The sequence below is a fragment of the Deltaproteobacteria bacterium HGW-Deltaproteobacteria-4 genome (assembly GCA_002841765.1).
Lineage (GTDB): Bacteria > Desulfobacterota > Desulfuromonadia > Desulfuromonadales > UBA2197 > UBA2197.
In genome coordinates this window covers 1-24,511 of record PHAV01000007.1, presented here as the reverse complement: position 1 = coordinate 24,511, position 24,511 = coordinate 1, and the positions used below count along the sequence as shown (strand labels likewise).

General features: G+C 57.8%; 30 protein-coding genes and 1 pseudogene. 13 read left to right on the top strand and 18 right to left on the bottom strand.

Annotated elements, in window-relative coordinates; translation table 11 throughout:
* Positions 1-54 precede the first annotated feature (54 nt).
* From CVU69_06080 to CVU69_06070, 3 genes are read right to left on the bottom strand one after another with little or no spacing between them, the layout of a single operon-like run.
* Complete coding sequence (locus CVU69_06080; protein PKN12602.1) at positions 55-2,460, bottom strand: 5-methyltetrahydrofolate--homocysteine methyltransferase; 2,406 nt, start codon at positions 2,458-2,460, stop codon at positions 55-57.
* Positions 2,460-3,140: a hypothetical protein gene (locus tag CVU69_06075; GenBank protein PKN12601.1), complete on the bottom strand. Its 681-nt coding sequence runs from the start codon at positions 3,138-3,140 to the stop codon at positions 2,460-2,462. The genes CVU69_06080 and CVU69_06075 overlap by 1 nt, the downstream gene beginning before the upstream one ends.
* Before the next feature lie 18 nt (positions 3,141-3,158).
* On the bottom strand, positions 3,159-3,956 hold the full coding sequence (locus tag CVU69_06070; protein ID PKN12600.1) for a glutamate racemase: 798 nt from the start codon (positions 3,954-3,956) through the stop codon (positions 3,159-3,161).
* Positions 3,957-4,213: 257 nt separating this feature from the next.
* Here CVU69_06070 and CVU69_06065 point away from each other — a divergent pair, with 257 nt between their 5' ends.
* On the top strand, positions 4,214-4,555 hold the full coding sequence (locus tag CVU69_06065) for a hypothetical protein (GenBank protein PKN12599.1): 342 nt from the start codon (positions 4,214-4,216) through the stop codon (positions 4,553-4,555).
* Between the two features lie 30 nt (positions 4,556-4,585).
* On the top strand, positions 4,586-4,864 hold the full coding sequence (locus tag CVU69_06060) for a cytochrome C (protein PKN12598.1): 279 nt from the start codon (positions 4,586-4,588) through the stop codon (positions 4,862-4,864).
* Positions 4,865-4,938: 74 nt separating this feature from the next.
* On the opposite strand, the gene CVU69_06055 is transcribed toward CVU69_06060, so the two are convergent.
* Positions 4,939-5,925: a cobalamin biosynthesis protein CbiM gene (locus tag CVU69_06055; GenBank protein PKN12597.1), complete on the bottom strand. Its 987-nt coding sequence runs from the start codon at positions 5,923-5,925 to the stop codon at positions 4,939-4,941.
* 243 nt (positions 5,926-6,168) lie between these two features.
* Between CVU69_06055 and cbiQ the strand changes: the two genes are divergently transcribed.
* The 5 genes from cbiQ to CVU69_06030 are packed head-to-tail and all read left to right on the top strand — an operon-like array spanning position 6,169 to position 9,372.
* Positions 6,169-6,981 carry a cobalt ECF transporter T component CbiQ gene (cbiQ, locus tag CVU69_06050; GenBank protein PKN12596.1) on the top strand — a complete coding sequence of 271 codons (813 nt, stop codon included), beginning with the start codon at positions 6,169-6,171 and terminating at the stop codon, positions 6,979-6,981.
* Entirely contained in the window at positions 6,978-7,796 is an 819-nt protein-coding gene (locus tag CVU69_06045; GenBank protein ID PKN12595.1) for a cobalt ABC transporter ATP-binding protein, read from the top strand. The genes cbiQ and CVU69_06045 overlap by 4 nt, the downstream gene beginning before the upstream one ends.
* Complete coding sequence (locus tag CVU69_06040; GenBank protein ID PKN12594.1) at positions 7,789-8,601, top strand: ZIP family metal transporter; 813 nt, start codon at positions 7,789-7,791, stop codon at positions 8,599-8,601. Before CVU69_06045 ends, CVU69_06040 begins: the two co-directional genes overlap by 8 nt.
* Positions 8,602-8,623: 22 nt before the next feature.
* The gene (locus tag CVU69_06035) at positions 8,624-8,950 is read left to right on the top strand and encodes an HNH endonuclease (GenBank protein ID PKN12593.1); all 327 of its coding nucleotides are present in this window, start codon (positions 8,624-8,626) and stop codon (positions 8,948-8,950) included.
* Positions 8,951-8,994: 44 nt separating this feature from the next.
* Entirely contained in the window at positions 8,995-9,372 is a 378-nt protein-coding gene (locus CVU69_06030) for a fluoride efflux transporter CrcB (protein PKN12592.1), read from the top strand.
* A gap of 86 nt (positions 9,373-9,458) precedes the next feature.
* On the opposite strand, the gene CVU69_06025 is transcribed toward CVU69_06030, so the two are convergent.
* The 4 genes from CVU69_06025 to CVU69_06010 form a co-directional block, all read right to left on the bottom strand.
* Positions 9,459-10,640, bottom strand: coding sequence for a general secretion pathway protein GspE (locus CVU69_06025; GenBank protein ID PKN12591.1), 1,182 nt, complete (start codon positions 10,638-10,640; stop codon positions 9,459-9,461).
* Positions 10,641-10,674: 34 nt separating this feature from the next.
* Entirely contained in the window at positions 10,675-10,893 is a 219-nt protein-coding gene (locus tag CVU69_06020) for a hypothetical protein (GenBank protein ID PKN12590.1), read from the bottom strand.
* A 70-nt stretch (positions 10,894-10,963) separates the two neighbouring features.
* Positions 10,964-11,584: a hypothetical protein gene (locus tag CVU69_06015; protein ID PKN12589.1), complete on the bottom strand. Its 621-nt coding sequence runs from the start codon at positions 11,582-11,584 to the stop codon at positions 10,964-10,966.
* 20 nt (positions 11,585-11,604) lie between these two features.
* Positions 11,605-12,261: an acylpyruvase gene (locus CVU69_06010; protein PKN12588.1), complete on the bottom strand. Its 657-nt coding sequence runs from the start codon at positions 12,259-12,261 to the stop codon at positions 11,605-11,607.
* A 270-nt stretch (positions 12,262-12,531) separates the two neighbouring features.
* On the opposite strand from CVU69_06010, the gene CVU69_06005 reads away from it, so the two are divergent.
* The 6 genes from CVU69_06005 (at position 12,532) to CVU69_05980 (ending at position 17,911) form a co-directional block, all read left to right on the top strand.
* On the top strand, positions 12,532-12,849 hold the full coding sequence (locus CVU69_06005) for a hypothetical protein (protein PKN12587.1): 318 nt from the start codon (positions 12,532-12,534) through the stop codon (positions 12,847-12,849).
* A 61-nt stretch (positions 12,850-12,910) separates the two neighbouring features.
* On the top strand, positions 12,911-14,434 hold the full coding sequence (locus CVU69_06000) for a hypothetical protein (protein PKN12586.1): 1,524 nt from the start codon (positions 12,911-12,913) through the stop codon (positions 14,432-14,434).
* Positions 14,435-14,475: 41 nt separating this feature from the next.
* Positions 14,476-14,763, top strand: coding sequence for a DUF3467 domain-containing protein (locus tag CVU69_05995; GenBank protein PKN12585.1), 288 nt, complete (start codon positions 14,476-14,478; stop codon positions 14,761-14,763).
* 33 nt (positions 14,764-14,796) lie between these two features.
* Positions 14,797-15,708 carry a cytoplasmic protein gene (locus tag CVU69_05990; GenBank protein PKN12584.1) on the top strand — a complete coding sequence of 304 codons (912 nt, stop codon included), beginning with the start codon at positions 14,797-14,799 and terminating at the stop codon, positions 15,706-15,708.
* Positions 15,705-17,267: a hypothetical protein gene (locus tag CVU69_05985; protein ID PKN12583.1), complete on the top strand. Its 1,563-nt coding sequence runs from the start codon at positions 15,705-15,707 to the stop codon at positions 17,265-17,267. Before CVU69_05990 ends, CVU69_05985 begins: the two co-directional genes overlap by 4 nt.
* A complete protein-coding gene (locus tag CVU69_05980; protein PKN12582.1) occupies positions 17,267-17,911 on the top strand; it encodes a hypothetical protein in 645 nt (214 codons plus the stop codon). The genes CVU69_05985 and CVU69_05980 overlap by 1 nt, the downstream gene beginning before the upstream one ends.
* Before the next feature lie 7 nt (positions 17,912-17,918).
* Here the strand turns inward: CVU69_05980 and CVU69_05975 are convergent, their stop codons facing one another.
* From CVU69_05975 to CVU69_05930, 10 genes and pseudogenes are all read right to left on the bottom strand, one after another.
* Positions 17,919-18,839, bottom strand: coding sequence for a phospholipase (locus CVU69_05975; protein ID PKN12705.1), 921 nt, complete (start codon positions 18,837-18,839; stop codon positions 17,919-17,921).
* Between the two features lie 160 nt (positions 18,840-18,999).
* Positions 19,000-19,389 (bottom strand): GxxExxY protein, encoded by a 390-nt coding sequence (locus CVU69_05970; GenBank protein ID PKN12581.1) that lies wholly within the window; start codon positions 19,387-19,389, stop codon positions 19,000-19,002.
* A 20-nt stretch (positions 19,390-19,409) separates the two neighbouring features.
* The gene (locus CVU69_05965; GenBank protein ID PKN12580.1) at positions 19,410-19,943 is read right to left on the bottom strand and encodes a hypothetical protein; all 534 of its coding nucleotides are present in this window, start codon (positions 19,941-19,943) and stop codon (positions 19,410-19,412) included.
* Positions 19,944-20,209: 266 nt separating this feature from the next.
* Positions 20,210-20,506, bottom strand: a complete 297-nt coding sequence (locus CVU69_05960; protein ID PKN12579.1) for a hypothetical protein — start codon at positions 20,504-20,506, stop codon at positions 20,210-20,212.
* Complete coding sequence (locus tag CVU69_05955; protein ID PKN12578.1) at positions 20,503-20,772, bottom strand: TIGR03905 family protein; 270 nt, start codon at positions 20,770-20,772, stop codon at positions 20,503-20,505. Before CVU69_05955 ends, CVU69_05960 begins: the two co-directional genes overlap by 4 nt.
* Before the next feature lie 256 nt (positions 20,773-21,028).
* Positions 21,029-21,211 carry a hypothetical protein gene (locus CVU69_05950; GenBank protein ID PKN12577.1) on the bottom strand — a complete coding sequence of 61 codons (183 nt, stop codon included), beginning with the start codon at positions 21,209-21,211 and terminating at the stop codon, positions 21,029-21,031.
* A gap of 90 nt (positions 21,212-21,301) precedes the next feature.
* Positions 21,302-22,591, bottom strand: a complete 1,290-nt coding sequence (locus CVU69_05945; protein ID PKN12576.1) for a hypothetical protein — start codon at positions 22,589-22,591, stop codon at positions 21,302-21,304.
* Positions 22,570-23,589 carry an epimerase gene (locus CVU69_05940; protein ID PKN12575.1) on the bottom strand — a complete coding sequence of 340 codons (1,020 nt, stop codon included), beginning with the start codon at positions 23,587-23,589 and terminating at the stop codon, positions 22,570-22,572. Before CVU69_05940 ends, CVU69_05945 begins: the two co-directional genes overlap by 22 nt.
* A 60-nt stretch (positions 23,590-23,649) precedes the next feature.
* The gene (locus CVU69_05935) at positions 23,650-23,979 is read right to left on the bottom strand and encodes a hypothetical protein (protein ID PKN12574.1); all 330 of its coding nucleotides are present in this window, start codon (positions 23,977-23,979) and stop codon (positions 23,650-23,652) included.
* A gap of 13 nt (positions 23,980-23,992) precedes the next feature.
* Positions 23,993-24,412 (bottom strand): annotated as a pseudogene (locus CVU69_05930) (thymidylate synthase (FAD)).
* Positions 24,413-24,511: the final 99 nt, after the last annotated feature.

Genomic DNA, 24,511 nt, shown 5'->3' with positions numbered 1-24,511 from the left:
CGAGATGCTTAATTTTTCACAGTTTTAACATATTTGCCAAAATGGCACAAGGAGCTATTCAGTCTTTTGGCGGAATAGCTCCTTGATTTTCGCGACGGCTTCCAGGGCATCGGCGGCGTAAAGGTCCGCACCGATCAACGCGGCATAATCCGGAGTGACGACGGCGCCGCCGACCATGGTCAGCACCTTGATCCCTTCCTTGCGGAGCAGCGCGATCGTCTTCTCCATCTGGTTTAACGTTGTCGTCATCAGGGCGGAAAGACCGACGGCATCGACTTTTTCGGCACGAGCCGTGGCGAGAATTCTGGCTGCCGAAACATTCTTGCCGAGATCGATGACCTCAAAACCGTGATTTTCCAGAAGGGTGCAAACAATATTCTTGCCGATGTCGTGAATATCCCCTTCCACGGTCGCCATCAAAATCTTTCCCTGCGAAGCGCTGACGCCCTGCAACTCCTGCTTGAGGCGGGTAAAAGCTGCCTGCATGGTCTCCGACGCAAGCATGACCTGAGGCAGGAACATGCGATTATCGCCAAAGCGCCGCCCGACCTCTTCCAGTCCCGGCAGCAGCCCTTCATTACTGATCTCCAGAGGGAGCAGGCCGGCCGCCAGTGCTGCTTCGACGAGAGGGACGATCCCTTCCCGGTCGCCGTTGATGATGGCGTTGGTCAGTTTCGAGCGCAGCGGTTGTTCGCCGCTAGCGACGGGAGCAACGGGAACTGCCGGCAGATTGGCATAAGCGGCAATGTAGCGATCAGCCCGGATATCCTTACCGAGGAGGACCATCGCCCCGCGCCAGACATCGAGCATCCGTTCTTCCTTCGGGTTGACAATGGCGGCGCAAAGGCCAGCTTCCAGGGCCATGGCAAAGAAGGTGGCGGAGAGAACCGGTCGGGCAGGGAGGCCAAAGGAGATATTACTCACCCCGAGGACTGTCGGCAGTTGCAGCACTTCGCGCACCAGGCGCAGGGTACGCAAGGTCTCAGCGGCTCGTTTCTGTTCGGCCGAGACGGTCAGGGTCAGACAGTCGATGACAACATCTTCGCGGGGAAGACCGGCGGCGGTTGCAGCGTTGACAATCGCTTGTGCCACCGCGACGCGGTCTTCGGCACTCTCGGGGATACCGGCACCGTCGAGAGCCAGGCCGATAATCGCCGCTCCGTACTTGTACGCCAACGGCAGAATCGCTGCCTGGCTCTTGCTCTCGCCGGAAACTGAATTGATCAGGACCTTGCCATCCGCCGCCTTGAGGCCCCGCTCCAGAGCCAGCGGGTCCGAGGAGTCGAGGACCAGCGGCGCGGCGGCAACACCGCTGACCGCAAAGACCGCGCGCTCCAGAGCAGCGGCTTCGTCGATCCCCGGCGTACCGCAGTTGATATCGAGGAGAGAGGCACCGGCGGCGCACTGCTCTTGTGCTTCCCGGCGGATATATGCGGTCTTCCCTTCGCGCAACTCCTGCGAATACCCCTTCTTGCCGGTCGGATTGATCCGCTCGCCAATGAGGGCACAGGGGGCATTGTCGCCAATCTCGACGACCGCGGTCCGACTCGAAAGGAAAAGACGACGCGGCGGCGGACTCCAGCGCTGCTCTTTGCCGGGCAAGGCGGCGCGCATGGCGCGAATGTGGGCGGGAGTAGTGCCGCAGCAGCCGCCGATAATCCGCACTCCGAGGGCAATCATCCGCTCGTGATAGGCGACCATCTCGTCGGGGGTTCCGGGGAAGATGGTGACGCCGTTGCACAGGATCGGAAGACCGGCATTCGCCTGCGAGATGAGGGGACGTGACGTGACGGTACGCATCCGCCCGAGAATGTCGTAAATCCCTTCAACGCCGAGGCCGCAATTGGAGCCGATAATATCGACACGCAAGCCGTCAAGGGTAACCGCAGCGGCTTGCGGCGGGGTGCCGAGGACACTGCGACCGCCGTCGTCAAAGGTCATCTGGGCGATGACCGGCAACGTGCAGACTTCGTGGCAGGCGATGATGCCAGCGCGCAGTTCGCGGATATCAAGAAAGGTTTCAAAGCTGATCACATCGGCACCGGCCGCGGCGACGGCCCGAATCTGTTCCGCAAAGATCGTCACCATTTCGTCAAAACCGGCATCACCGACCGGTTCGAGAAAACGGCCGGTCGGGCCGATGGAGGCGGCGACAAAGGTGCCGGGACGGGCGGCGCTGCGGGCAATCTCCACGGCCCGGGCATTGATGGCAACGACCTGCTCTTCGAGGCCGTAGTGGGACAGCTTGCTGCGGCTGCCGCCAAAGGTGTTGCTGACAAGGATGTCGGCACCGGCCTCAGCATATTCGCGATGAATGCCGGCTACGACCTCGGGAGCGTGCAGATTCATCGCTTCGGGACAGCCGCCGGGAGGCAAACCCCGCTCTTGCAGCAGAGTGCCCATGGCGCCGTCAAGAATCAGGACCCGTTCCTGGATGGCCTGGAGAAAATGGTTCATGATTATAGACTCCGCTCCGAAGAGGTGCCGGGTTTAACCGGTAAAGTTGGCGGCAGGGCGCGTCGCACCAAAGAGAAATCGGCGGCAAAGGGCTCGTTCAGATCGACATGCCCTTTCAGTGTTTCGGCCGGGACGCCGTCGATCTCGATCGAAAGTTGCTGCACCCGGGGATAGTTAACCGCCAGCGTATTGACAAGGGCGGCAAGAACGAGGCGCTCACTCTGCACGCCGCCGGGAAGGTGCTGAATGGTTTCACGACTGAAATTGATGGTGGCGGTCGCACCCTCAATAAAGATCGAAGGAGGACCGTCGGGCAAACGCAGGACAGGAAAGAGCCCTGCGCCGGGATTCTCACTCAAAGCGAGGAGGAGATCCTCCAGACAGACCGCTTCATCCCGACAGGCAGGTCGCTTCTGAAGAATGCCGGAGAGGCCGCTGCCGTCGGCGAGGAGATAAAAGAGACTGACTGTTCGCCCGGGTTCTTCGGTTGCCGGAGCAGAGAGGACCGGCGACATGATGTTAATCGGCGGCACAGGGGGCTGAAGCCACAGGCGGTAAACAGCAAAACCGAGGGCGAAGGCGCAGAAGGCAACAAGGGCCAGGTGCCACCCCTTCAAACTCTTTGCGACAGTTTGCGGAGGGCGACGGGACCATTTCGGCACAGAGGAATCAGGTGAAGCCATGGCGACCAATCCGATCGATTAATCGATCTCTACCTGTTGTACATTGGAGAGCAGGTCGCCAAGAAAACTCCCGCCGACCAGCTCGAAACGGGTCGGGAGGTCGGTGACAAAAAAACGGGGCGGCGCCGGCGGAGACTGCCGTAACAGACCATCGCGATGCAGAACTTCGCGGACACTCATGGCCGTTTCGGCAGCAGAATCGACCAGGGTCACGTCATCGCCGAGGAGGGTGCGCAAGGTCGGTTTCAGCAGCGGATAGTGGGTGCAACCGAGGACCAGGGTGTCGATATCGTGCCGCAGCAACGGGGCAAGATACTCCTCGGCGATGAGACGGGTCACCGGATGTCCGGACCAGCCCTCTTCAACCAGAGGGACAAAGAGCGGGCAGGCGGCGGAGACGACTTCGATCTGTGGATCGATGGCATGAATCGCCCGCGTATAAGCTCCGCTCTTGATCGTCCCTTCCGTGCCGATGACGCCGACCCGTCGTTTCCTGGTGACGGCGACCGCTTTGCGCGCCCCCGGTTCGATGACACCGATGACCGGCAGACGAAAACGTTCTTCGAGATCAGCCACGGCCACAGCCGAAGCGGTATTGCAGGCAACAACAATCATCTTGACGCGATGACTGACAAGAAAGGTCGCAGCTTCCTGTGCATAGCGCAACACCGTACTCGGGCTTTTCGTTCCGTAGGGGACGCGGCCGGTATCGCCGAGGTAGAGATATTCTTCGAGGGCCAGTTGCCGGGCAATCTCCCGATAAACGGTCAGCCCCCCGACCCCTGAATCAAAAATGCCAATCGCTCTGTCTGCCACGTGAAGACCACTCATCCTTCTGAGAAATGAACCGGGGTCGTGAATCGCCCCTGTTTTTGTGCCCCTGCTGCACCAGACGTGGCAGGGAAAAAGAGGTGAGTACCCTAGCGAACATCTTTATGCAAGTCAAGAAGAACACCCGAGACAAGCATCGCTACGGCCGCGAGGAGAGGAGGACAGCAATCGTAAAAAAAAAAAACAATCAGGGACAGGAGCTATGCTAAAATAAATCATCTTTTTAAAAAGGGGTAAAAGATATGGCTGTATCCGTCGATTCCCTTCTGGGGCAGCTCAAGAAACTCGACAATGACTACATTATCGAGTTCCTTGGTGAGATGCAACTTGCCGAATATATCCATAACCCCTGGTTCCTCGGGGCCATGACCGCATTGGCGATCTGCTGCCTGGTCTTCAAATGGCGCGTTCTGCTGGCAACGATTATTGGCATGACCGGTTTGGCCTGGCTGGTCGATTATACGACGCGGCAGGGGACAGAAGTGAGTGAGGGGCTGCAAAGCAATAGTATGATCTTCTTTGTCGGCGGTGGGTTTTTGATCGTCGCCTTGATGATCTACCTTGTCTTTATCAAGGAAGAGTGAAGGTCAAATTATCCAAATGGAGTGTTCTGAATGAGTCTAAAAAAACGTGATGCTCTCTTTATTATTGTTGTTCTTGCTGTTTTCGGCACCTTCTTTGCCATTTCCGGCAAAGAAAAGACCAGGAAACTCCCGAAAGACCCGACGCATGCCCCCTTTGCCCAGATGCGGGCGGAAGGAAAACCGAAAATTGAAGTGGATGCCCTGTGTGCCAAGTGTCACGACGGTATCCAGATCCCCTTCCCCGAAACCCATCCCGCCAAACCCGGCGCCGGCGTTATGCGTTGTCTCTTCTGTCACAAGACCGATTAATCGACAAAGTGCGCTGCATACAGGTTCGTTGGCCCTAAAAGGAGGCAGCAGGTTTTTCCTGCCGCCTCCTTTGTTTATGGTTTTTTCTTGCGTAATACCAAAGCAATAACGCCGACGATCGCGAGAGTAAGGAATCCGCCGAAAACGCCGGCAGTTGAAGTTCCGGATTTTGACCCCTCCCCTCCCTTAAAATCATAATCGGGGAGAAGTGCAGTCTTTTCCTGTAAAGAAGCAAGGGAGGAGTGGATTCCGTGTTCCGGTGATTCTAACTCTCCTTTTCCCGAGACGATTGCCAACGACCATTCGAGGCCATCGGGATATTCGGAGGCAAACCAGCTGGCAAAGCCGCCGGTGAAGAGGGCGACGACCAGCAGGGAGACAGCGACCTGCCTGATGGAAAGAGCCGGAGCCTGCTCCAGTTCGCTGGCGCGGATAAAGTCCGGACGGGCTTTGTAGATAAAGGTGACAACCGCCGCCGTGACCAGTCCTTCGATGATGCCGATAGCGAGGTGGATCGGCTGCATGGCGAGGACAAAGGTATTGAAGGGGAGTTCGGCCACCCCTGAAAAGGTCGTTTCAAGGACGACACCGAATGCGCCAAGTTGCAGGCCGACCACTGCCGCCAGAAGGGAAACAGCCAGGATCCGGTTGACACCGGGATTGCTGCCGATCAGCGGCCGATAGACGAGAGGATAGGCAATAAAGCAGGTCGGCACGCCGAGATTGAAGATGTTGCAGCCGAGGGCCAAAAGTCCGCCGTCGGCAAAGAAGAGGGCCTGGACGGTGAGGACTGAGGCCATGGCAAGGAAGCCGGCCCAGGGGCCGAGGAGGATGGCGAGGATCAGCCCGCCGCCGAGATGTCCGCTCGAACCGGTGCCGGGGATGGTAAAGTTGATCATCTGTGCCGCAAAGATGAAGGCGGCAAGGACTCCCATCAGGGGAATACGGGGTTCATCGCTGTCCTTCCTGAGAACCCGGGCGCTACAGGCGAGAGTCGCGGCACTTGCCACCCAGAAAGTCGCGCCGACGGCCGGAGAGATGAGAGCGTCTGCCATGTGCATGATGTTGCCTCCGTGTACGGATAACAGCTGTAGTGCGCCTGTCGGTACCACCTGCCTGCACAACCCTTATAGCAAAATATTCACACGGTGGGAATGCCGGGGGCGGCCATATTGACCGCGCCGGGCCTCTGTGCTAAAGATTTTCAAGTATTTGTCTTATTCGATTGCCGAATTGACAAAACGTCAAGGATCTGTCCGGCGCTCCCTCATTCGGGCTTCATTTAAGGACACCTCGGGACTCTGATGGCCAAGATCGAATCCGCCTTCTTTGATATCGCCACCCTCGACCGGCTTGCCAGTCGCGATAACTTACTGAACCGTCTCGACCCCCGGGCTAAAGTCGTCACCACCCTGCTCTTTGTTGTCACGGTGGTCTCCTCCGGCAAGTACGAAGTCAGTGCCCTCCTCCCCTTCTTCCTCTTCCCCTGCACCCTCATCGCGGTGGCGGATCTTCCGTTCGATTATCTCCTGAAAAAATTACTGATCGCCGCGCCCTTTGCCTTGCTGGTCGGAGTCTTCAACCCCTTTTTCGATCCCGCTCCACAGTTATATCTGAACGGATTTTCGGTCAGTGGCGGCTGGCTCTCCTTTACCTCGATCATGCTTCGCTTCACCCTCACCGTCAGCGCCGCCCTGATTCTTATTGCCACCACCAGTTTTACCGGAGTCTGCCTCGCCCTTGAACGGCTCGGGGCACCCCGGGTCTTTGTATTGCAACTCCTCTTTTTGTATCGCTATCTCTTTGTCCTCATCGATGAAGGCGCCCGCTTGAACCGGGCACTGACCCTGCGCTCCTTTAGCGGGCGCGGGCGGAGTCTGAAGGTGCTGGGGAGTCTTCTCGGCCAACTGCTGCTGCGCACCCTGGATCGCGCCCAGCGGATTCACATGGCAATGCTCTGCCGTGGCTTCGATGGTGAAGTGCGCATGACCCGGCGGCTGCATATCGGCGGCCGCGAAGTTATCTTTGTCGGGGGCTGGGCCGGTACCTTTCTCCTCTTCCGGACCCATCATCTGCCGCAGTCCCTCGGACGGCTGCTCGAAAGGTTCATGGAATGAGTCACCATATCGTCGCCGTTCAAGACCTGCATTATACTTACGCCGACGGCACCCCGGCGGTGCAGGGAATCTCTTTCCGAATCGAACATGGCGAATCTGTCGCCATTGTCGGCGCCAATGGTGCCGGGAAGTCGACCCTCCTTCGCCATCTCAACGGTTACCTCACTCCGCAACACGGCACTGTACAGATCGGCGATTTCGCCCTGAGCAAAGAGCTCCTCCCACAGGTACGGCGCACCGTCGGCATGCTCTTTCAGGATCCGGACGATCAGCTCTTCATGCCGACCGTACGGGACGATGTCGCTTTTGGCCCCCTGAATCTCGGCCTGTCTCCTGACCAGATCGAAGATCGTGTCACTGCCGCCCTCCGGCGCGTCGGCGCCGAGCATCTCGCCGACCGCCCGCCTTATCGCCTCTCCGGCGGCGAGAAACGGACCGTCGCGATCGCGACGGTCCTGTCGATGCAGCCGCAGATTCTCGTCATGGATGAGCCGAGTACCGGTCTCGACCCAGCCGCCCGACGACGGCTCATTGAGCTTTTGGCGTCTTTTCATCATACCCGGATTATCGCCACCCACGATCTCGACCTGGTACTCGACCTCTGCACGCGCACCATCGTTATTCATCAAGGCAAGGTCATGGCCGACCGGCCGACCCTGGAGATCTTCGACGATGCCGAGCTCCTGCGACGCAGCCATCTCGAAGCGCCGCTGCGCCTGCAAAGCTGTCCGGTCTGTGCCCAAAGACTGCCGCCCCGCCACGACCCGGAAGCGCATCATCACAATCATTTAGTGGAGCCGCACAGCCATGCTTAGTACTTTTGCCGAACTTCCTACGCTCCTGCAAGCCCTTTTTGCCGGCCTCTTTACCTGGCTGCTGACCGCAGCCGGGGCGGCTTGCGTCTTCTTCTTTCGTACCGTCAACCGCAAACTCCTCGACGGCATGCTCGGCTTTGCCGCCGGGGTGATGATCGCTGCTTCCTATTGGTCGCTGTTGGCACCGGCGATCGAGATGACCCGCGCGGCCGGCGGCATCCCCTGGCTCCCCCCCGCCATCGGCTTTTTGGCCGGCGGCGCTTTCCTCTGGAGCATCGACAAGCTCATCCCCCATCTCCACCTCGGCTTCCCTCTCAGCGAAGCCGAAGGGCCGAAGACCCACTGGCAGCGCAGCGTCCTCCTCGTTCTCGCCATTACCATGCACAACATTCCAGAAGGACTGGCCATCGGAGTTGCCATCGGCGCCATCGCCGCCGGTCTCCCTGACCACAATCTTGCCGCCGCCCTGGCGTTAACGATCGGCATCGGCATCCAGAACTTCCCGGAAGGACTTGCAGTCGCCGCGCCGCTGCGGCGGGAGGGGATGAGTCGACTCAAAAGTTTCTGGTACGGGCAACTCTCCGGTGTGGTCGAACCGGCGGCAGCCGTCATCGGTGCTGCGGCGGTGCTGACGATGCGCCCCCTCCTCCCTTATGCCCTTTCCTTTGCCGCGGGAGCGATGATCTACGTGGTCGTTGAAGAACTCATTCCGGAATCGCAATTAGGAAAGAATACCGATCTGGCGACCGTCGGCACCCTGCTCGGCTTTACGGTGATGATGATTCTGGATGTCTCTTTAGGGTGATCCATAACAAAAGGAACAAACCATGACCACTTTCCGTCCCCGCAACAAGCGGCCGCAGCCGGCCAAGAGTCAGGCTGAAATTGACGCCACGGTCCGGCGCATGCGCGCCGAAGCGGAGTCATCAAGCAACTACCGCGAACGCTCTCTCAAGCTGCATGGCTGGATCTGCGCCAAATGTGCCCGCGAGGTCGATCTCGCCACCTTGCACCTGTTGACCGTCCACCACAAAGACGGCAATCACAACAATAATCCTGCTGACGGCAGTAACTGGGAGAACCTCTGCATCTTTTGCCACGATGACGAACACAGCCGCTCGCTCCTTGGCGACTATCTGCATGGAAAATCGTGATCCCCGATAAAGACTGAAATGCTTTTGAAGAGAAGGAAGGTTTCATGAACAAAGCCGCGATGATCGCCCTCTTCTGTGCCGGCGGGGGGCTGACGCGCTACTATCTTTCGGGCTGGGTTTATTCTCTGCTCGGCCGCGCCTTTCCCTACGGCACTCTCGTCGTCAACGTTATCGGCGCCTACCTGATCGGCCTGATCATGGAGTTGGCGCTGCGCAGCACCGCGCTCTCTGATACCGTGCGACTGGGGCTGACCGTCGGCCTGCTGGGAGGGCTGACAACCTTCTCTACTTTCAGTTACGAAACCTTCAAACTTTTAGAGGACGGACAGTTCCTCCTCGCCGCTGTCAATGTTCTGGCGAGCGTCTTCATCTGCCTCCTCTGCACCTGGCTGGGGATTGTGACGATCCGTGCCCTTTCTTAGGGGGAAGAGATCATACAGAAAAAGGCGCAGCAGCTGATTCCTTCCAGCCCTGCGCCTGCATCTTTTTCAAATCGACCTTCCTGTTCCTACCCCAAAAGAATCTTGTCCCGACAGATCAGAATCTCGAACGCAAGGGCGGCTTTGTTCAAAAGCCGCTGCACCTCCGGCAGCCTGTCAGCAAGATCGCCTTCCCCTCCTTCGACATAAAGAATATCGACGACCCGGCCAAGGACGACCACCGGCATGACCAGCACCGATGCCGGGGCTTGCCCGCAAAGAGCGGCAAGCAGACGTTGATTGAGGGGGTTGGCTGTCAATGGTCCGAGGTAATAACTCTTCCCTTCCGTCACCGTCTTTAGCACCGAAGGCCGGGCAAAAGGGATATGTGTCATCTCAAAGTCGGAGATTTCGACACCGTTCCGGAATGCCCGCCACCCGGAGGCATTATCGCCACGAACAATAAAGAGCGCCGCACAATGGAACTCCAAGGCTAATGCTTCCAGGACAACAGCGGCAATCTCTTCACGGTCTTCGACATAAGCAAGACGCCGGGAAATTTCGTCAATCGCATAATGCTGCAATTTTTCGACCCAGGCACCCTCGACCGGCTCACTGTCGGCAGCCGGGATGAGCCCCGCTGCCGCAGCGTCAATGGGGCGCAACACTTCTTCATCAAGATCGACAAGATCGATCACGCCCTCAGCAGAACCACTTGCCGCCGCAATGACAGCGGGAGGTGCAGTGACCGCCGGCGCCGCAGCCGCCATGGGCTCCACCCAGCTCGCCGCCACGGCTTCGCTCTGCAAGCGGTCGATAATCCGCTGAAAGCGGGTGCTGATATGCAGTCCATAATAAAGATTGAGCGCTTGCAGCAGACGGAATTCCGGGGCGATCATCGGCTTGATGACAAAACCGGTGATAAAACTGATTTCGTCGACAGCCGCCAGATCCGCCGGATCGGACATGACCAGCGACAAACGCTTCTGCTTCATCTCCAGAGGAATAACCCGATATTTAAGAGCCATCTCTTTGGGGATGCAAGCGATCGTCTCGGCCGGAATGTTGAGGAGGGCTTCGGGAGAGATATAAGGAACCATCAGCTTGCGGCCGAGGAACCGGGCGAGATCCTCTTCACGCAAAAAACCGAGTTCGACCAGACTTGTTCCGATCTTGCCGCCAAAGAAGACGCGATTTTGCAGCGCATCGTCGATCTGCGCCGGCGTAACCATTTTGGCATTCAGCAACATGTCGAGCAGTGTAATCGCCATGAGCGCACCTCCAGGCAGCAACGGATTCAGGACATTACCACGGGTAGACCTGCGGCTCACCCTTGCCGAGAAAGATAATCTCGCCGCCGCGAATACAAAAACGATCGCCGGTGGCGCGAACCGTCCATTCATCCCCTTCTTCCGGAGGGAGGGGGAATTCCCGACTGCCGAGATAATGATCTTCGCCGTCTATGATGGTCCACCACTCAAGGGCACCGGTCTGCCATAACTGATTTTTCAAATTATATGCCATTGTTCATCTCCTTTAGATCCTTCCGGGCGCATCATACGGGAGCGCCGTTCCTAGGTCAACCGTCGTGCGGCTACCGGTCAAGGGCGCGATCACTCACCCGCGGGAGTTGCCAGTTGCGCCAGATCGCCAGCAGCCGGATGGCGATGGTAACAACGGCGGCGACGATAACGGCAACGGTCGGCGGGACCGCGGTGCCATGCAATACCACCAGGATGGCACCGCCGGCGATACAGGCGGAGGCATAAACTTCCCGCTGCAGAACCAGGGGCACCTGTCCGGAAAGGACATCGCGCACCATCCCGCCGGCGGTGGCCGTCGCCACCCCCATGAGAATGGCGGTAAGCGGTCCGGCCTGCATCGCCAGCGCCTTGCCGGTACCGATGACGACAAAGGTGCCGAGACCGATGGCATCGAAATAAAGGAGCGGATGATGGAGACGCTCAAAATGGCGATGCCCGACAAAGACGGCGAGGGAAACGATAATCGACGTATACAGGTAGGTTTCGTCCTTGAGGGAGAAAGGAGGAAGATCGCCAAGGAGGATGTCGCGGAGGGTGCCGCCGCCGGTGGCGGTCACCAGTCCAAGGACGATGACGCCGAGGAGATCCATCTGCCGCCGGATTCCCGCCCAGGCCCCGGACGCGGCAAAGGCAGCGGTCCCGATGAGATCAAGCGCATAAAGAAGTGACATAAAAGTATCCCTGCCCGCACTCAGGCGACGGTAACGCTGAGACTGCCGACCTCAGCGATGGTGGCGGTCACCTTATCCCCGGAGTGCAGACGACTGACCCCGGCCGGGGTGCCGGTGAGGATGACATCACCGGGCTCCAAGGTAAAGATGGCGGAGATTGCTGCGATCAACTCGGGGATGGAACGGAGCATCAGCGCCGTTGAAGCGTCCTGCCGCACTTGACCATTGACCCGCAGGGAGATGGCGAGGTTCTGAGGGTCGTGCACCGTATCGCCGGCAACAAAGTCGGAGAGGGGACAGGCGGTGTCGAAAGCCTTGGCAACCTCCCAGGGGAGGCCCTTGCTCTTCAATTCGTTCTGGACATCGCGCAGAGTCAGATCGAGGGCAACACCGTAGCCGGCCACGGCACTCAGCGCTTCGGTGGCGGCAATCCCCTTGATGGTGCAGCCGATGAGAACGGCGAGCTCGACTTCGTGCTGACAGTCCTGTGAATACGGCGGGATGACGATGCTACCCCCGGCGCTGATGACGCTGCTCGCCGGTTTCATGAAGAAGACCGGACGATCCGGGACTTCATTGCCGAGTTCCCGAATATGTTCGGCGTAATTTCGCGCAACACAGACGATCTTCCCCAAGGGAAGAAATGCCTCTTTTCCGATAATCCGCACTTGCCGCATCGCTGATCTCCCTTGCCTTCCACGGATTCATTTTCGACCTGCCGCCGCACAAATTACCTTGTCATTCCGCCAATTGCAATCGCTTATCAGTGATCATGCCGCGAACCCTTTCCGTTCGGATTTTGCCCCACTATTTTTTACCGATACCGATACAAATGTTAAAAGACGTTTCCCTGCTGGACGAACTCCCTCCTTTTCTTTATAATGCCGCCATTAAAAATGGAAGAGACCGGCCACGCCCTGATTGCGGTGGTCATTTCAGGAGACATCATGACTATTTCCGATCGTTATCGGCAGATTGTTGCAGAGCTTGAAACCTGCCAAACCCTCCTCGCCGCCGGTAGCGAAGACCTCTCCGGAGAAAGCCGTATCGTCGCCGGAGCCGCGACTCAACTCCGTGAATTGCTTGATCAGGTCGGGGAGATTCCCCGCATCCGTCTCGAAACCCAACTGACACCGGTCCTGCTCAAGGCCCACAGCCAGCTCGATCGCGCCCGCCTCCTTTTGGAAGAGCGCGATCAGGACGAAGCGGCGGACAGCGTCTGGGATTTGCAGCAGGCGATTTACCGCCTCCTCAACGATCTTTGAGGGGTTATGACCAACTTTTTTTCCTTGATTTTCCACAGTCATCGAAGCGGCGCAAGACCTGATGACCAGCGAAAAGGTGATGTTTATGAGTAAAAACCTATGGTTGGCCTGCATAATCGCGACGGCGCTGAGCCTGCTGACAACTCTGGCGAGTGCCAAAGACTTTGTTGACATCTCAATCTCTGCGGGCGTGGCTGACGACGGACTCGGCAAGGGGGTCGCTTTCGCCGACATCAATAACGACGGACTCGTCGATCTTTACGTCTCCAATAAAGGCGGTGTCAACAAACTCTTTCTCAATAAAGGCAACGGCAGGTTTGAAGAGATCACCGCAAGGGCCGGCAAGGGGATCGATCATCCGGGCTTCTCGATGGGAAGCGTCTTTGGCGACTATGACAATGACGGTTATGCTGACCTCTACCTCGCCACCGGGGGCCAGACTCAAGCCGAGGCAAACCGCCTCTTCCGCAATAATGGCGACAACACCTTCACCGATGTCACTGAAAAAGCCGGCGTCGGCCTGAAAGCCTTTACCTCCAGCGCTTCCTTTGTCGATTACGACAATGACGGCTGGCTCGACATTTTCTGCGCCAACTCCGGTGACGACCAGAAGAATATTCTTTATCGCAACAATGGCAACGGCACCTTCAGCGATGTCACCGAACTGGCCGGCGTCGGCGACCGCTCGTCGAGCTGGATGGGGATCTGGTCCGATATTAACAACGACAATTTCCCGGATCTTTATGTCGTCAACGGCAGTTATTCCCGCGGTCAGCCGAACAAACTCTACATCAACAACCGGAACGGCACCTTCACCGAGACGGCACAGCCGGCCGGTGTCGACGATCCGAACTGGGGCATGGGCGCCACCTTTGCCGATATCGACAACGATGGCGATCTCGATCTCTACGTCTCCAACTATGTCGGCCCGCACAACCTCTATCTCAACAACGGCAAGGGCAGCTTCACCAAGACGATCAGCCAGATCAAGGGTGGACACGATGGCTGGGGCAAAGGCCCGACCTTCGGTGACATCGATCACGACGGCGACCTCGACCTTTACGAAGGGGATTGCAAGCTCGCCAACCAGCTCTACATCAACGACGGCAAAGGGACGTTCACCAATCAGATCAGCAAACAGCCGATCCTCAAGTGCGAAACCGTTCGCACCAAGGCAACCGCCTTTGCCGATATCGATAACGATGGCGACCTCGATCTTTACGTGGTCAACTGGGGCGCGCCGAACAAACTCTTTAAAAATACCCAGGATGACAAAAACTGGCTGAAAGTGAAGCTGACCGGCACCGTCTCCAATCGTGACGCCTACGGCAGCAAGATCAAAATCTTCGAAAACAGCAAGAACAAGCTTCTTTCCCTGCGCGAGGTCCGCTCCGCCACCGGTTTCTCTGCCCAGGAGCCGAAGGTTGCCCACTTCGGCCTGGACGCTGCCAAAAAGTATGATGTTGTTGCGATCTTTCCCAGCGGCATCGAAGCAAAAATCTTCGGAATCAAGACCGGTCAGACAATTGAAATCATCGAACCGGCCCTGCAGAAACCGAACATGCTCACCAGACTTGTCCCCTGATTTTTCGCCGCACCCATCCATGAAGCCCAAGGAGAAGAAGAATGGAAAAGAAAGAACAGAAACTCGAAATCCAGATCGATGAAGCAACTGCCCAGGGGATCTATGCCAATCTCGGGATCATTAATCATACCGACAGCGAGTTCACCATCGATTTTGTATATCTGCAACCGCAAACACCGCAGGGGAAAGTCCGGGCGCGCATCATCACCTCCCCCCGCCATGCCAAACGTCTTCTCCTCGCCCTGGAAGAGAATGTCCGCCGCTTTGAAGCCAACTTCGGTGCTATCGAGCCCGGCCCGGCCGGTAACGAGGGGGCCATTATCCAGTAAGCCGGTGACGGTGCCGGCGACAGGGGAGGTCGTATGGATCGTCGTGAATTTATCCGTTCCAGCCTGCAACTGGCCATCGCCGCGGCCGCTATCGGCGGCACGCCCTGGCTCGACCTGACCGCCCTGGCGTCCCCCGCGCCCCTGACCCCGCCCCTGGCAGTGCGCAAGGGGAAGGATATCCCCACCACCGTCCGTGCTGCCGTTACCGCCCTCGGCGGCATGAGTGCCTTTGTCAAGGCCGGTGAAGTGGTGGTGGTCAAGCCGAATATCGGCTGGGACCGTACCGTCGAACTCGCCGCCAATACCCACCCCCTGGTTGTCCGCACCGTTGTTGAACTCTGCCTCGAAGCCGGCGCCAAAAAGGTTCTGGTCTTTGACCGCACCTGCAACGATCCGCGCCGCTGTTATGTGCAGAGCGGCATTGCCGGCGCTGTCGAGGGTCTCAAATCGCCAAAAGTCAGCATGGAACAGATCGACCGCCGCGCCTTTATCGATGTCGATATCAAGGGAGGCATCGATCAGCAGCGCTGGTCCTTTTACCAACCCGCTCTGGACGCCGACCGCTTCATCAATCTGCCGATCGCCAAACATCACAGCATCTCCACCGTCACCGTCGGCATGAAGAACATCATGGGGGTGATCGGCGGCAATCGCGGCACCATGCACCGCAACATCGCCGAAGCCCTTGCCGACATCAACACCGTTATCCGCTCCGATCTCACCATCGTCGACGCCACCCGTATCCTGGTCGCCAACGGCCCGCAGGGCGGGCAACTGAAGGATGTCAAGATCCTCGACACCATCATCGCCTCACCCGATATCGTTGCCGCCGATGCCTACAGCGCCACCCTCTTCGGCCTGCAGCCGCGCGATATCTCCTTTATCGTCGCCGGCGCCAAACGCGGCCTCGGCACCCTCGATCTGCAGAAAGTCCGAATGGTGTGAGCAGCGTGAATCGTTGGCGCCGCCTGCGTCGTAGCGTTCAACTGATCTGCCTTCTCGGCTTTCTTGCCCTCTTTGTCGCCACCGAGTACCGGGGGGAGGACCGTCTTTCCTGGCCGGTCTCCCTCCTCTTCCGGATTGACCCCCTGGCGCTCCTCGCCGACCTCTTTGCCCCCGGTGCGCCGCACCTGAACCTCCTCTGGCCGGCCCTCCTCGTCCTCCTCTTAACCGCCGTTGCCGGCCGTTTCTTCTGCGGCTGGATCTGCCCGCTCGGCACGACCCTCGACGGCTGCGGCACTGTCATCGGCCAAGGGAGAATCATCGTCAAGCCGGGCTGGCGGCAGATCAAGTACCTGCTCCTCATCGTCCTCAGCGTCGCCGCCCTCCTCGGCGTGCAACTCTTCGGTCTTTTCGATCCGCTGGCAATCTTCCTGCGCACCCTGACCTTTGCCCTGTATCCGACTTACAATCTCGGCGCCAACGCCCTCTTTGACGCGGCCTGGCAGCACCCGGTGCCGGTGGTTTCGCCGGCGATTAATCAGCTCTTCCCTTTCTGGCGCGACCATCTGATGGCCTTCCGCCCCCCTTTCTTCACCCTCGGCCTCTTCACCCTGCTGATCTTTCTGTGCATCCTCGCCCTGGAGCGGGTCGAACGCCGCTTCTGGTGCAAGAACCTTTGCCCCCTCGGCGGGCTCCTCGGCCTCTCTTCCCGCTATGCCCTGCTGCGCCGCACCCCGTCTAAACTCTGCAGCGACTGCGCGCTCTGCGCCAGCGCCTGCCGGATGGCGGCGGTGGGGACGGAAACAGTGCGCAAGTCGGAATGTATCCGCTGCTTCGATTGCGGCGATTACTGCCCACAGCGCCGGGTCACCTTCAGCTGGTCGCCGCAGCCGAGCCCCGAGGTCAGCACCGATCTCACCCGGCGCGGCGTCCTGGTTGCCGCCGCCGGCGGGCTCCTGATCGCGCCGTCGATCCGCATTGAACCGGATGCTCGTCTGCACAACTCCACGCTGCTGCGGCCCCCCGGCGCCGTCGACGAAGCAGAATTCCTGCGCCGCTGCATCCGCTGCGGCGAGTGCATGAAGGTCTGCATCGGCAGCGCTCTCCACCCCGCCTTCCTCCAGGCCGGGGTCACCGGCCTGTGGACGCCGCTGCTCATGGCCCGCCTCGGCTACTGTGAATACAACTGCACCCTCTGCGGTCAGGTCTGCCCGACCGGGGCGATCAAGGAGCTCAGCCTCGAGGTCAAGCGCAAGACGGTCATCGGCCTGGCGGTCTTCGACAAGAACCTTTGCCTCCCCTACGCCCGCGGCGAAGAGTGTCTGGTCTGCGAAGAGCACTGCCCGACCGGCAAGAAAGCGATCATCTTCGACGAACGTGACATCACCTACGGCGGCGTCACCCGTCGCCTCAAACAGCCGGTGGTGGTCAAGAAGCTGTGTATCGGCTGCGGGATCTGTGAAACCAAGTGCCCGGTCGAAGGGGTCAGTGCGATCAGGGTGATCCACGAAGGGGAGAGCCGCCGCCAGCGCGATGCGGCCTCCGGATTGGACGGTTACTGATGCAACGACGGATTCTTTTTTCTTTACTGTTGCTCGGCGCCGGAGTGGCGACCGCCCTGGCCGGGGAGATCCTCCGCATCGACGATTTTGAGCAGGGGCTCAGTCCGCGCTGGGAAGAGAAGTCTTTTCGTGGCAAGACCAGCTATCAGGTCGTGACGGAGAAAACGGGCAAGGTGTTGCAGGCACGAAGTCAGGGGGCAGCCTCCGGCCTCGTCTTCAAGAAAGAGTACCTCTTGCAGGACTATCCCATCCTCAGCTGGCGCTGGAAGGTCAAGGGGATCATCCCCAAGGCCAATGAAAGGACGAAGAACGGCGACGACTATGCCGCCCGCGTTTATGTGATCTTCCCGCACTGGTTCTTCCCGAAAACCAGAACGATCAGCTATGTCTGGGGGAACACCCTCGCCAAAGGTACGACGGTGCCGAGCCCTTATACGGGGAATGCAATGATGGTGGCGGTGGAGAGTGGCACAGAGAAAGTCGGAGAATGGCAGAGAGCGAAGCGCAATGTGCTGGAGGATTACCGGAACCTCTTCGGTGCAGAGCCGCCGGCGGTCGGGGCGATCGCCATCATGACCGATACTGACAACACCGGCGCCAGTGCCGAGGCGTGGTACGACGATCTGCAGATTGAGAAACCGTAAGAATTGGTTACAGCCAGTTCGACAACATCACCCCGATTCCGAGGGTGTTGATGCGGTGGTCGTAGTCGATGAGACTCTCGCCGTAGCCGGAGAAGTATTGCAGGTAGCCGCGCAGCTGGTTATGGATCGGAAAGTTATAATCGAGCTGCACCGCGCCGCGATTGTTGGCGGCGAAGCGCAGGTTGTTGCGGAGCATGATGCCGAGACTCTGATTGCGCCAGTTCTTGAGGGCATAGAATTCAAAGTTGCCAAGATATTTCTCGATATCGGGATTGTCATCATCGCTGCGCGACTCGGGGAGACGCCACCAGGGTTTAAGCGCAAAGTAAAGATCCCCCTGCTGGAATATGAAGAGACCATAGATCCGGTTCCAGCTGCGGGAGACTTCCCCCCACTGGCCGTTGGACTGGTGCATCAGACCGAGATTGGCCCCCTTGAAGTGGAGGGAGCCGAGCTGGCGGTCGGTGGCAAAATCGAACCAGGCCTCGGGTTCATGGTTGGTTTCCCGAAAAGGGGAGGAGCGTTGGGCGTTGAAAGCCTGCCAGAAGCTGCGATTGGTGTAGCCGACCCAGAGATCGCCGGTTTTGCCGATCAAATCGGAAATCAGCAGGGTCTTGAGACTGAACTGGAACTTGAGTTCCACCGGGCTGATACTGATATCCTCTTCAGGGAACTGGGCTTCAAAAGGGGCGGTTTGCGGTGCGGAGAAGTAGTAGCTGCCAATCAGGTAATTCGGCTTGTGCGCAACCAGCGCCAGCGGGCGCAGCGACTGCTTCTTGTCGAGCCGCCGCTTCTCTTCGATGAGCTGGCCGGACGGGGCGATGAGCGGATCGACCGGGGCAACGAGGATCACCTCCGGCACCGGGACGGGTTCGACAATTCCAGCCGTCGCCGACGCAGTCAGAATCAGTAGCAAGAAGCAGGTCACGAGGCCGTAACGGTTCACCGGAGGTCCTTTCTTGGTACGGAACAGTAGAACCTGCACACGGATGACACGGATTTGACGGATAACTTCAGATCAAGCCAAAAACTGACTCTTTGATTTTAACCTCAAAAAGCCCTTAATCCGCCCTGATCCGTCTCATCCGTTAAATCCGTGTGAAACGCTTTTTGTCATTCGTCAAAAGGATTCTCTTAAATTCCGGTTTTTTCCCAAAATTCAGCAGCAACCCGACTTCTTTCTCAGTCGCCTTCAAATAATTGGTCAATTGCGCAAAGTGCTCACACCTTAATGAGTCAGCAGCTTTCAATTCCAAAATGACCAAACCATTGACGACCATGTCGGCATAATAATCACCAACCTGTTCCCCCCGATAAAAGACCTTGACGCCCTCTTGCTGCCCAACCTGCAGGTCGCTCTTTCGCAATTCCAGTGCAAGGGCGTTCTCGTAGACCTTTTCCAAAAAACCATAGCCGAGCATGTTGTAAACATTGTAATAAGCACAAATAACTCTGTTGGTTAACTCTTCATGCAGCATAATCCCCCCTCCTCATTGGTTTACTCGCACTTCATCCCGCCGTCGATCCAGGCATTTACCTCCGCCTTCCAGCGCTCCATCCCCCCTTTGACCAGATCCGTTTCGGCCTTGCCGCCAGGGAGCTTGCCACTGTTAGCCGTCGCCCCTTCAATCCCCCACAATACGCGCGGATCTTCGAAGAGGTGCTTCTTCATCTCTCTGGCCAGCAGAGCCTGACTCTTGAACTCGGCATGCGCCGCCTTCTTGATCGTTTCGCAGGTTTCACGGGCATCCATCCCCGACTTATAAAGATCGGGCTGGGCAAACCACTCCTCGGGGTGCTCAAAACCGGTCACCGCCTGACGATGGCAGCCCGTGCAGGAGACAGGAGCGCGCCCCTTGTGGCTGGCAAAGGCAAGGCCGCCGCGCTCCTGACTGTGAAAATCGTGGCAGACCGTGCAGGCTTTTACTTGAAACTTGGCAAAGAGATGGGTGCTGAAGAGGCTCTCGTCCGCCGCCTGCGCCGCCATTGCCCAAACCATTACTCCCGCTATAACCAGCAGTATCTTTTTCATCGTTTCCTCCTTCAGAATCGGAAATGGATTAAATTGAAGTGATAGGACTTCCTGTAAAAACTTTTACATCCAGCACACGGATGACACGGATCTGACGGATAGCTGCGGATCAAGCGAAAATATGCCTTTGATTTTAACCCCACAAAAGCCTTTAATCTGCCCTGATCCGTCCCATCCGTTAAATCCGTGTGAAAAATGCTCTCTGAACTACGGCTTGCTATAAGCGTTCAAGGCGATGGTGATTGACCTGCCAGGCGGCGGCAAAATTACAGCTTCTCCTGCACGCTCGCGATCTTCTCTTCCATACTCTGGGCCCGATCGGTCCGCGTCCCCACCTTGATCGTGGTGGTGATCCGCGGCGCCCCCAGCTCATGCACTGCTTCATGGCAGCGCTTGACCGCGGCAAAGACCTCATCCCACTCCCCTTCCACATTTGTACCATACGCATGAAGCGCCGTCTTCAGTCCCGCCGCACTGAGGACTTTTTCGCAAGCAGCAATATAAGGGGAGAGGGAGACCCCGACCCCGAGCGGAACAATACAGAGATCGATCATGACCTTCATTTCTGTTCTCCTTTGGCTATTAATCCAGCACTCGCCATCTCCAGCGCCCGTGCCAACTGATCCGGGCACGAGGTGTCGCCCTGACAGGCGATCCCCTTGAGGCGGCGCACCGCCTCGTCGACCTCCATCCCCTTGACCAGGACGGCCACTGCCGTGGTATTGCCGGCGCAGCCGCCGATGAAGTCGGCGCTGGCGATCAGCCCGTCCTCAATCTCGATATCGATCTGTTTGGCGCAAGTGCCGATGGGGTTGTAACTGAGTCGCATGCAATATCCTCGTTATAAAGATGGTGTCGTGGTCGAATATAATACAACAGCGCCCCCCTTAATCTCAAGGAAGGCGCGATGAGTCGGTAGCGCCGCTGTCTCTTTTATAGCCGGCACACGGATGACACGGATTTGACGGATAACATCGGATCAAACTAATCCAGTCTCCTGGTGTTTACCTTCCCAAAGCCTTTAATCTGCCCTGATCCGTCCCATCCGTTAAATCCGTGTGAAAAATGCCTTTTGCCGACAAAGACTACGGCTTGATATAAGCATTCAAGCCGATAGTGATCGGCTTGCCGTCGACCTCGGCGGTGGTGACGGCATTGCCGCGGGTGCTGGCGACGACCAGGGTCTTCCTGGAGGCCGAGGGGGTCGGTTTTTCGAGATCGATCTCGATACAGAGCTTGTTCCCTTTGATTTCTACGGTCATGGCCATGAGGTTTGCTCCTATTGTTGTGGGGATGATAACAATGCTGACGGATGGAAAGCCGGCGGCAGCGGGTCAATTGCCAGCCCCCTCCTCTGGTCACTGCGCCCACTGCTGCAGGGTGGTGCGAATGATTTCGAAATAGCCAGGCACCCGCACGACCTCCTGATATCCCGGAACAGCTCCCACCCACTTGCCCAGTCGGACGTTGCGTTCCCGGGTGAGATAAAGGGTGGACAATCCCATCAGCGCCGGTCCGTCCATGCCGGCAGTGGTCACGCCAATCTGGCCCACCAGAGCGTGGCGGCATCGCAACTCTTCAAAGAGTTGCAGTTGAACCCGGCGCATCTCCGGCCCCTGGAAGAGCGGCTCTTTCCAGCACAGGGTCAGGTTGACTCCCCTCGCCGTAACCAGCTCCAGAGGGACTCTATCGCCGAAAAAGATCGGTGTGAGCCCGGCCTTCAGTACCAGTTTGGATAGCTGACGCAACTCATCGCAACAGGTATTGCGCTGGGCATCGTGGTCACCCGTTCGGACCCAAAGGAGCACCTTCTGTTCTGCCTTTCCTCCCACCTTGCCATCGATCCATGCTCGTAAGGTCGCCGACGGCGATTCGTCCCCCAGAAAGGCGGCGCGGAGGGTGGACTGTGCTCCTGCCGCATCGGCGCGAAAAGCCGCGGCGATGATATGCGTCAGATGCTTGGGACTCGCCGGACGAGACCGATAGGGGCGAAGGGCTCCTGTTAAGCCGGCATCGTGTAGGAATCGCTTGGCCTGCAATTCCTGGAGAGCGCCGGGTCTGATCTGGATGGAAAGGCCGGTCAACAGGGCCGCGGCAGACAGGTACCAGCCTTCGCCAAAGGAGAAGCCGGGATCGGCATGGAACGTATAAGCGCGGTTGCGCTCCAGGACGATTTTCCTGGCGGCGATTGCGGCAACCTCAGCTCTGCGGGCCAGCGCTCTCGCTTTGGCCGTATCCAAAGCCTGAGCAAAACCTGCGGCCGCCCATGCCGCCTCTTCGGCATTGCCAGCAATCTCCTCGACCCGCTGCCAGCCGTCTTCGCAATCTTCCCATGTCGGCGCCCGCTGAGAACCGCGCGAGAGCTGCCCGGCACCATAGCGCGCATCCTCGGCCCGGGCCCCCAAAGCCCGAACCAACACCCATTGGAGCAACGCAACCTCTCGACTTTCCCCCGCGCCCTCCAGCGCCCTGGTGGCCAGCAGCACAACCTCCTCCAGCCGGGAGCGATAATCATCGCGCACACCGGGCAGATGCAGCGATCCCTCCAAAGCCGTGGCCTGTGCCAACAGAGTGGCGGCCTTTTCGGCGAGCGCCCCGCTATCAGGTTCGTTCAGAAGCAGCCTGGTCACAGGATCTTCTGCGACCAAGTCTTCGGTGCGAGGGGTCCGTCTATTTCCAACTCAACATTGTGGACAAAAGGGCGGGGACCGCGAGCCTTTATCCAGTCGATCATCACGGCCAATCCCTCTTCGAGTTTCACCTTCGGCTGGTAATCAAGGAGTCGACGGGCTTTGTCGGCGCAGCAGTTGGCAAAGAAGACCTCCTGGGGGCGGCTTTCGATCCGGTTCGGCTGCAGATCAAAATCGAGGAGCCGGGCGATGGTAGTTGCAAGTTCGTTGATGGTCACAAACTCATCGTCAGGGCCGATATTGATGATCTCATGGACACAGCGGTTGTCGGTGGCCATCCGCAGCAGAGGATCGACCACATCGGAGACAAAACTGAAGCAGCGGCGCTGATTGCCGTCCCCGTAGATATAAGGTTGGCGTCCCTGCAACATCAGGTTGATGAAGATCGCGGCGACATTGCGATAAGGATCGTCGTAGCGCTGCCGGGGCCCGATGATATTGTGAGGAACCGCCACCACCCATTCCATGCCGTGGGTTTCGGCAATATTGGCCAGCAGACGTTCCGCACACCATTTGGCGATGCCGTAGGGATCCTGAGGAGCCGGTACCATATCCTCGGCAAAGGGAACCTTGTTGGTGCCGTACCTGGCCATGGAGGAACAGAGAACGAAGCGCTTCACCCCTCCGGCCGCGGCTGCGGAAACAACGCCACTGGTCGCCGTGACAACGTTCCGGGTGACCAGATGCGGGCTGAATACGGAGAGGCCTTCATAGGCTGTGGCAGCGCAATGGTAGACAATATCGACGTCTTTCATCAAAGCGGCCAGGGACGCAAAATCATTGCAGTCGATTTGATGAAACGCAGCGCCATCCGGAACATTGTCCAGATAGCCACCCATCAGATTGTCACATCCCGAAACCCGGTATCCTTCAGCCAGACACCTCTCGGCAATATGACTCCCTAAAAAACCGGCTATACCCGTAATGAAAATTCGTTTACCGCTCAATTGAAACACTCCATACCTGATTTTTTATGAGAAGCTGAATCAGTTGTGATCACTAATCCTGATACCGTATTAATAGTTCTTCGACTCCAGAACGAATATATCGAGCAAGCGATTGATCAGAAGATGATCGATCTGCGCGACCCGGCCGCGATGCTCGATGCGGAGATCATGGTTCGCCGCCCAGTTCTGCGAGTCTTTGTAATTGAAATCGAGGTAATAGGCGGAGTTTTGATTGCAAGACCTGACCCCGGCGATTTTTTCTAGTGAAGCGATCTTCTCCTGCTCTTCGCCACGGAGGATGACGATTTCGATGTTGGAGACGTAGTGAAGCGGGGCGCCCCGGTGGATGGGGGTGCGGGATTTTGTGGAGAGGGAGATTTGGTGGGGTTTGATGAGCATATTGTGAAAAAAACTATTTTTCTGTTACAGCAGCAAGCAAATCAATTCCCATCTTCTTGGTTTTAACCGAGAACTCTTCGGCTTCACGCGACAGTTTAAAAAACGGCTCTTGCTTTTTAATCCATCCCATTTCTAACAGCTGAGTTGTCATCTCATCTTGCTTCCCTGCATAGAGCAATGCCAATAAACCAACTTCAATTTGAGACAGTGCAATTCCATTCAGCCGATAGTCGAGAAATGCTTCCCATACCATAGGAACCCATTTACTGACTATCTCATTACCAATAACATTTGCATATTGCCTGATTTCGTACTGAGCGTGAGAGTCCATCCTGAGGGCAAGAAAATGAAGCAGGTTATGAAGATCAATTTTCCAGTAAGCTTCTGTATAGGTCGAAAGTGGAAGGTCTTTGCGAGCCTGCTCGCGTGCTACTCGAGGGTGTAAAAAACTTTGTGTAAATGGTCATCGTCGGTTACAACCCGTAACCACTGGAGGAACCGATGGCCATACCGAAAGACGTGCTCGACTGCC

Bases quoted from the DNA above. Each gene is read 5' to 3' on its own strand.
- CVU69_06045 (PKN12595.1), top strand. From the start codon at position 6,978: ATGAGTCACCATATCGTCGCCGTTCAAGACCTGCATTATACTTACGCC.
- CVU69_05970 (PKN12581.1), bottom strand. From the start codon at position 19,389: ATGCTGCATGAAGAGTTAACCAACAGAGTTATTTGTGCTTATTACAAT.
- CVU69_05950 (PKN12577.1), bottom strand. From the start codon at position 21,211: ATGGCCATGACCGTAGAAATCAAAGGGAACAAGCTCTGTATCGAGATC.
- CVU69_06035 (PKN12593.1), top strand. From the start codon at position 8,624: ATGACCACTTTCCGTCCCCGCAACAAGCGGCCGCAGCCGGCCAAGAGT.
- CVU69_05980 (PKN12582.1), top strand. From the start codon at position 17,267: ATGCAACGACGGATTCTTTTTTCTTTACTGTTGCTCGGCGCCGGAGTG.
- CVU69_06025 (PKN12591.1), bottom strand. From the start codon at position 10,640: ATGGCGATTACACTGCTCGACATGTTGCTGAATGCCAAAATGGTTACG.
- CVU69_05935 (PKN12574.1), bottom strand. From the start codon at position 23,979: ATGCTCATCAAACCCCACCAAATCTCCCTCTCCACAAAATCCCGCACC.
- CVU69_06000 (PKN12586.1), top strand. From the start codon at position 12,911: ATGACCAGCGAAAAGGTGATGTTTATGAGTAAAAACCTATGGTTGGCC.
- CVU69_05960 (PKN12579.1), bottom strand. From the start codon at position 20,506: ATGAAGGTCATGATCGATCTCTGTATTGTTCCGCTCGGGGTCGGGGTC.
- CVU69_06065 (PKN12599.1), top strand. From the start codon at position 4,214: ATGGCTGTATCCGTCGATTCCCTTCTGGGGCAGCTCAAGAAACTCGAC.
- CVU69_06030 (PKN12592.1), top strand. From the start codon at position 8,995: ATGAACAAAGCCGCGATGATCGCCCTCTTCTGTGCCGGCGGGGGGCTG.
- CVU69_05990 (PKN12584.1), top strand. From the start codon at position 14,797: ATGGATCGTCGTGAATTTATCCGTTCCAGCCTGCAACTGGCCATCGCC.
- CVU69_06060 (PKN12598.1), top strand. From the start codon at position 4,586: ATGAGTCTAAAAAAACGTGATGCTCTCTTTATTATTGTTGTTCTTGCT.
- CVU69_06020 (PKN12590.1), bottom strand. From the start codon at position 10,893: ATGGCATATAATTTGAAAAATCAGTTATGGCAGACCGGTGCCCTTGAG.
- CVU69_05955 (PKN12578.1), bottom strand. From the start codon at position 20,772: ATGCGACTCAGTTACAACCCCATCGGCACTTGCGCCAAACAGATCGAT.
- CVU69_06040 (PKN12594.1), top strand. From the start codon at position 7,789: ATGCTTAGTACTTTTGCCGAACTTCCTACGCTCCTGCAAGCCCTTTTT.
- CVU69_06055 (PKN12597.1), bottom strand. From the start codon at position 5,925: ATGCACATGGCAGACGCTCTCATCTCTCCGGCCGTCGGCGCGACTTTC.
- CVU69_05995 (PKN12585.1), top strand. From the start codon at position 14,476: ATGGAAAAGAAAGAACAGAAACTCGAAATCCAGATCGATGAAGCAACT.
- CVU69_06075 (PKN12601.1), bottom strand. From the start codon at position 3,140: ATGGCTTCACCTGATTCCTCTGTGCCGAAATGGTCCCGTCGCCCTCCG.
- CVU69_05965 (PKN12580.1), bottom strand. From the start codon at position 19,943: ATGAAAAAGATACTGCTGGTTATAGCGGGAGTAATGGTTTGGGCAATG.
- CVU69_06015 (PKN12589.1), bottom strand. From the start codon at position 11,584: ATGTCACTTCTTTATGCGCTTGATCTCATCGGGACCGCTGCCTTTGCC.
- CVU69_06010 (PKN12588.1), bottom strand. From the start codon at position 12,261: ATGCGGCAAGTGCGGATTATCGGAAAAGAGGCATTTCTTCCCTTGGGG.
- cbiQ (PKN12596.1), top strand. From the start codon at position 6,169: ATGGCCAAGATCGAATCCGCCTTCTTTGATATCGCCACCCTCGACCGG.
- CVU69_06005 (PKN12587.1), top strand. From the start codon at position 12,532: ATGACTATTTCCGATCGTTATCGGCAGATTGTTGCAGAGCTTGAAACC.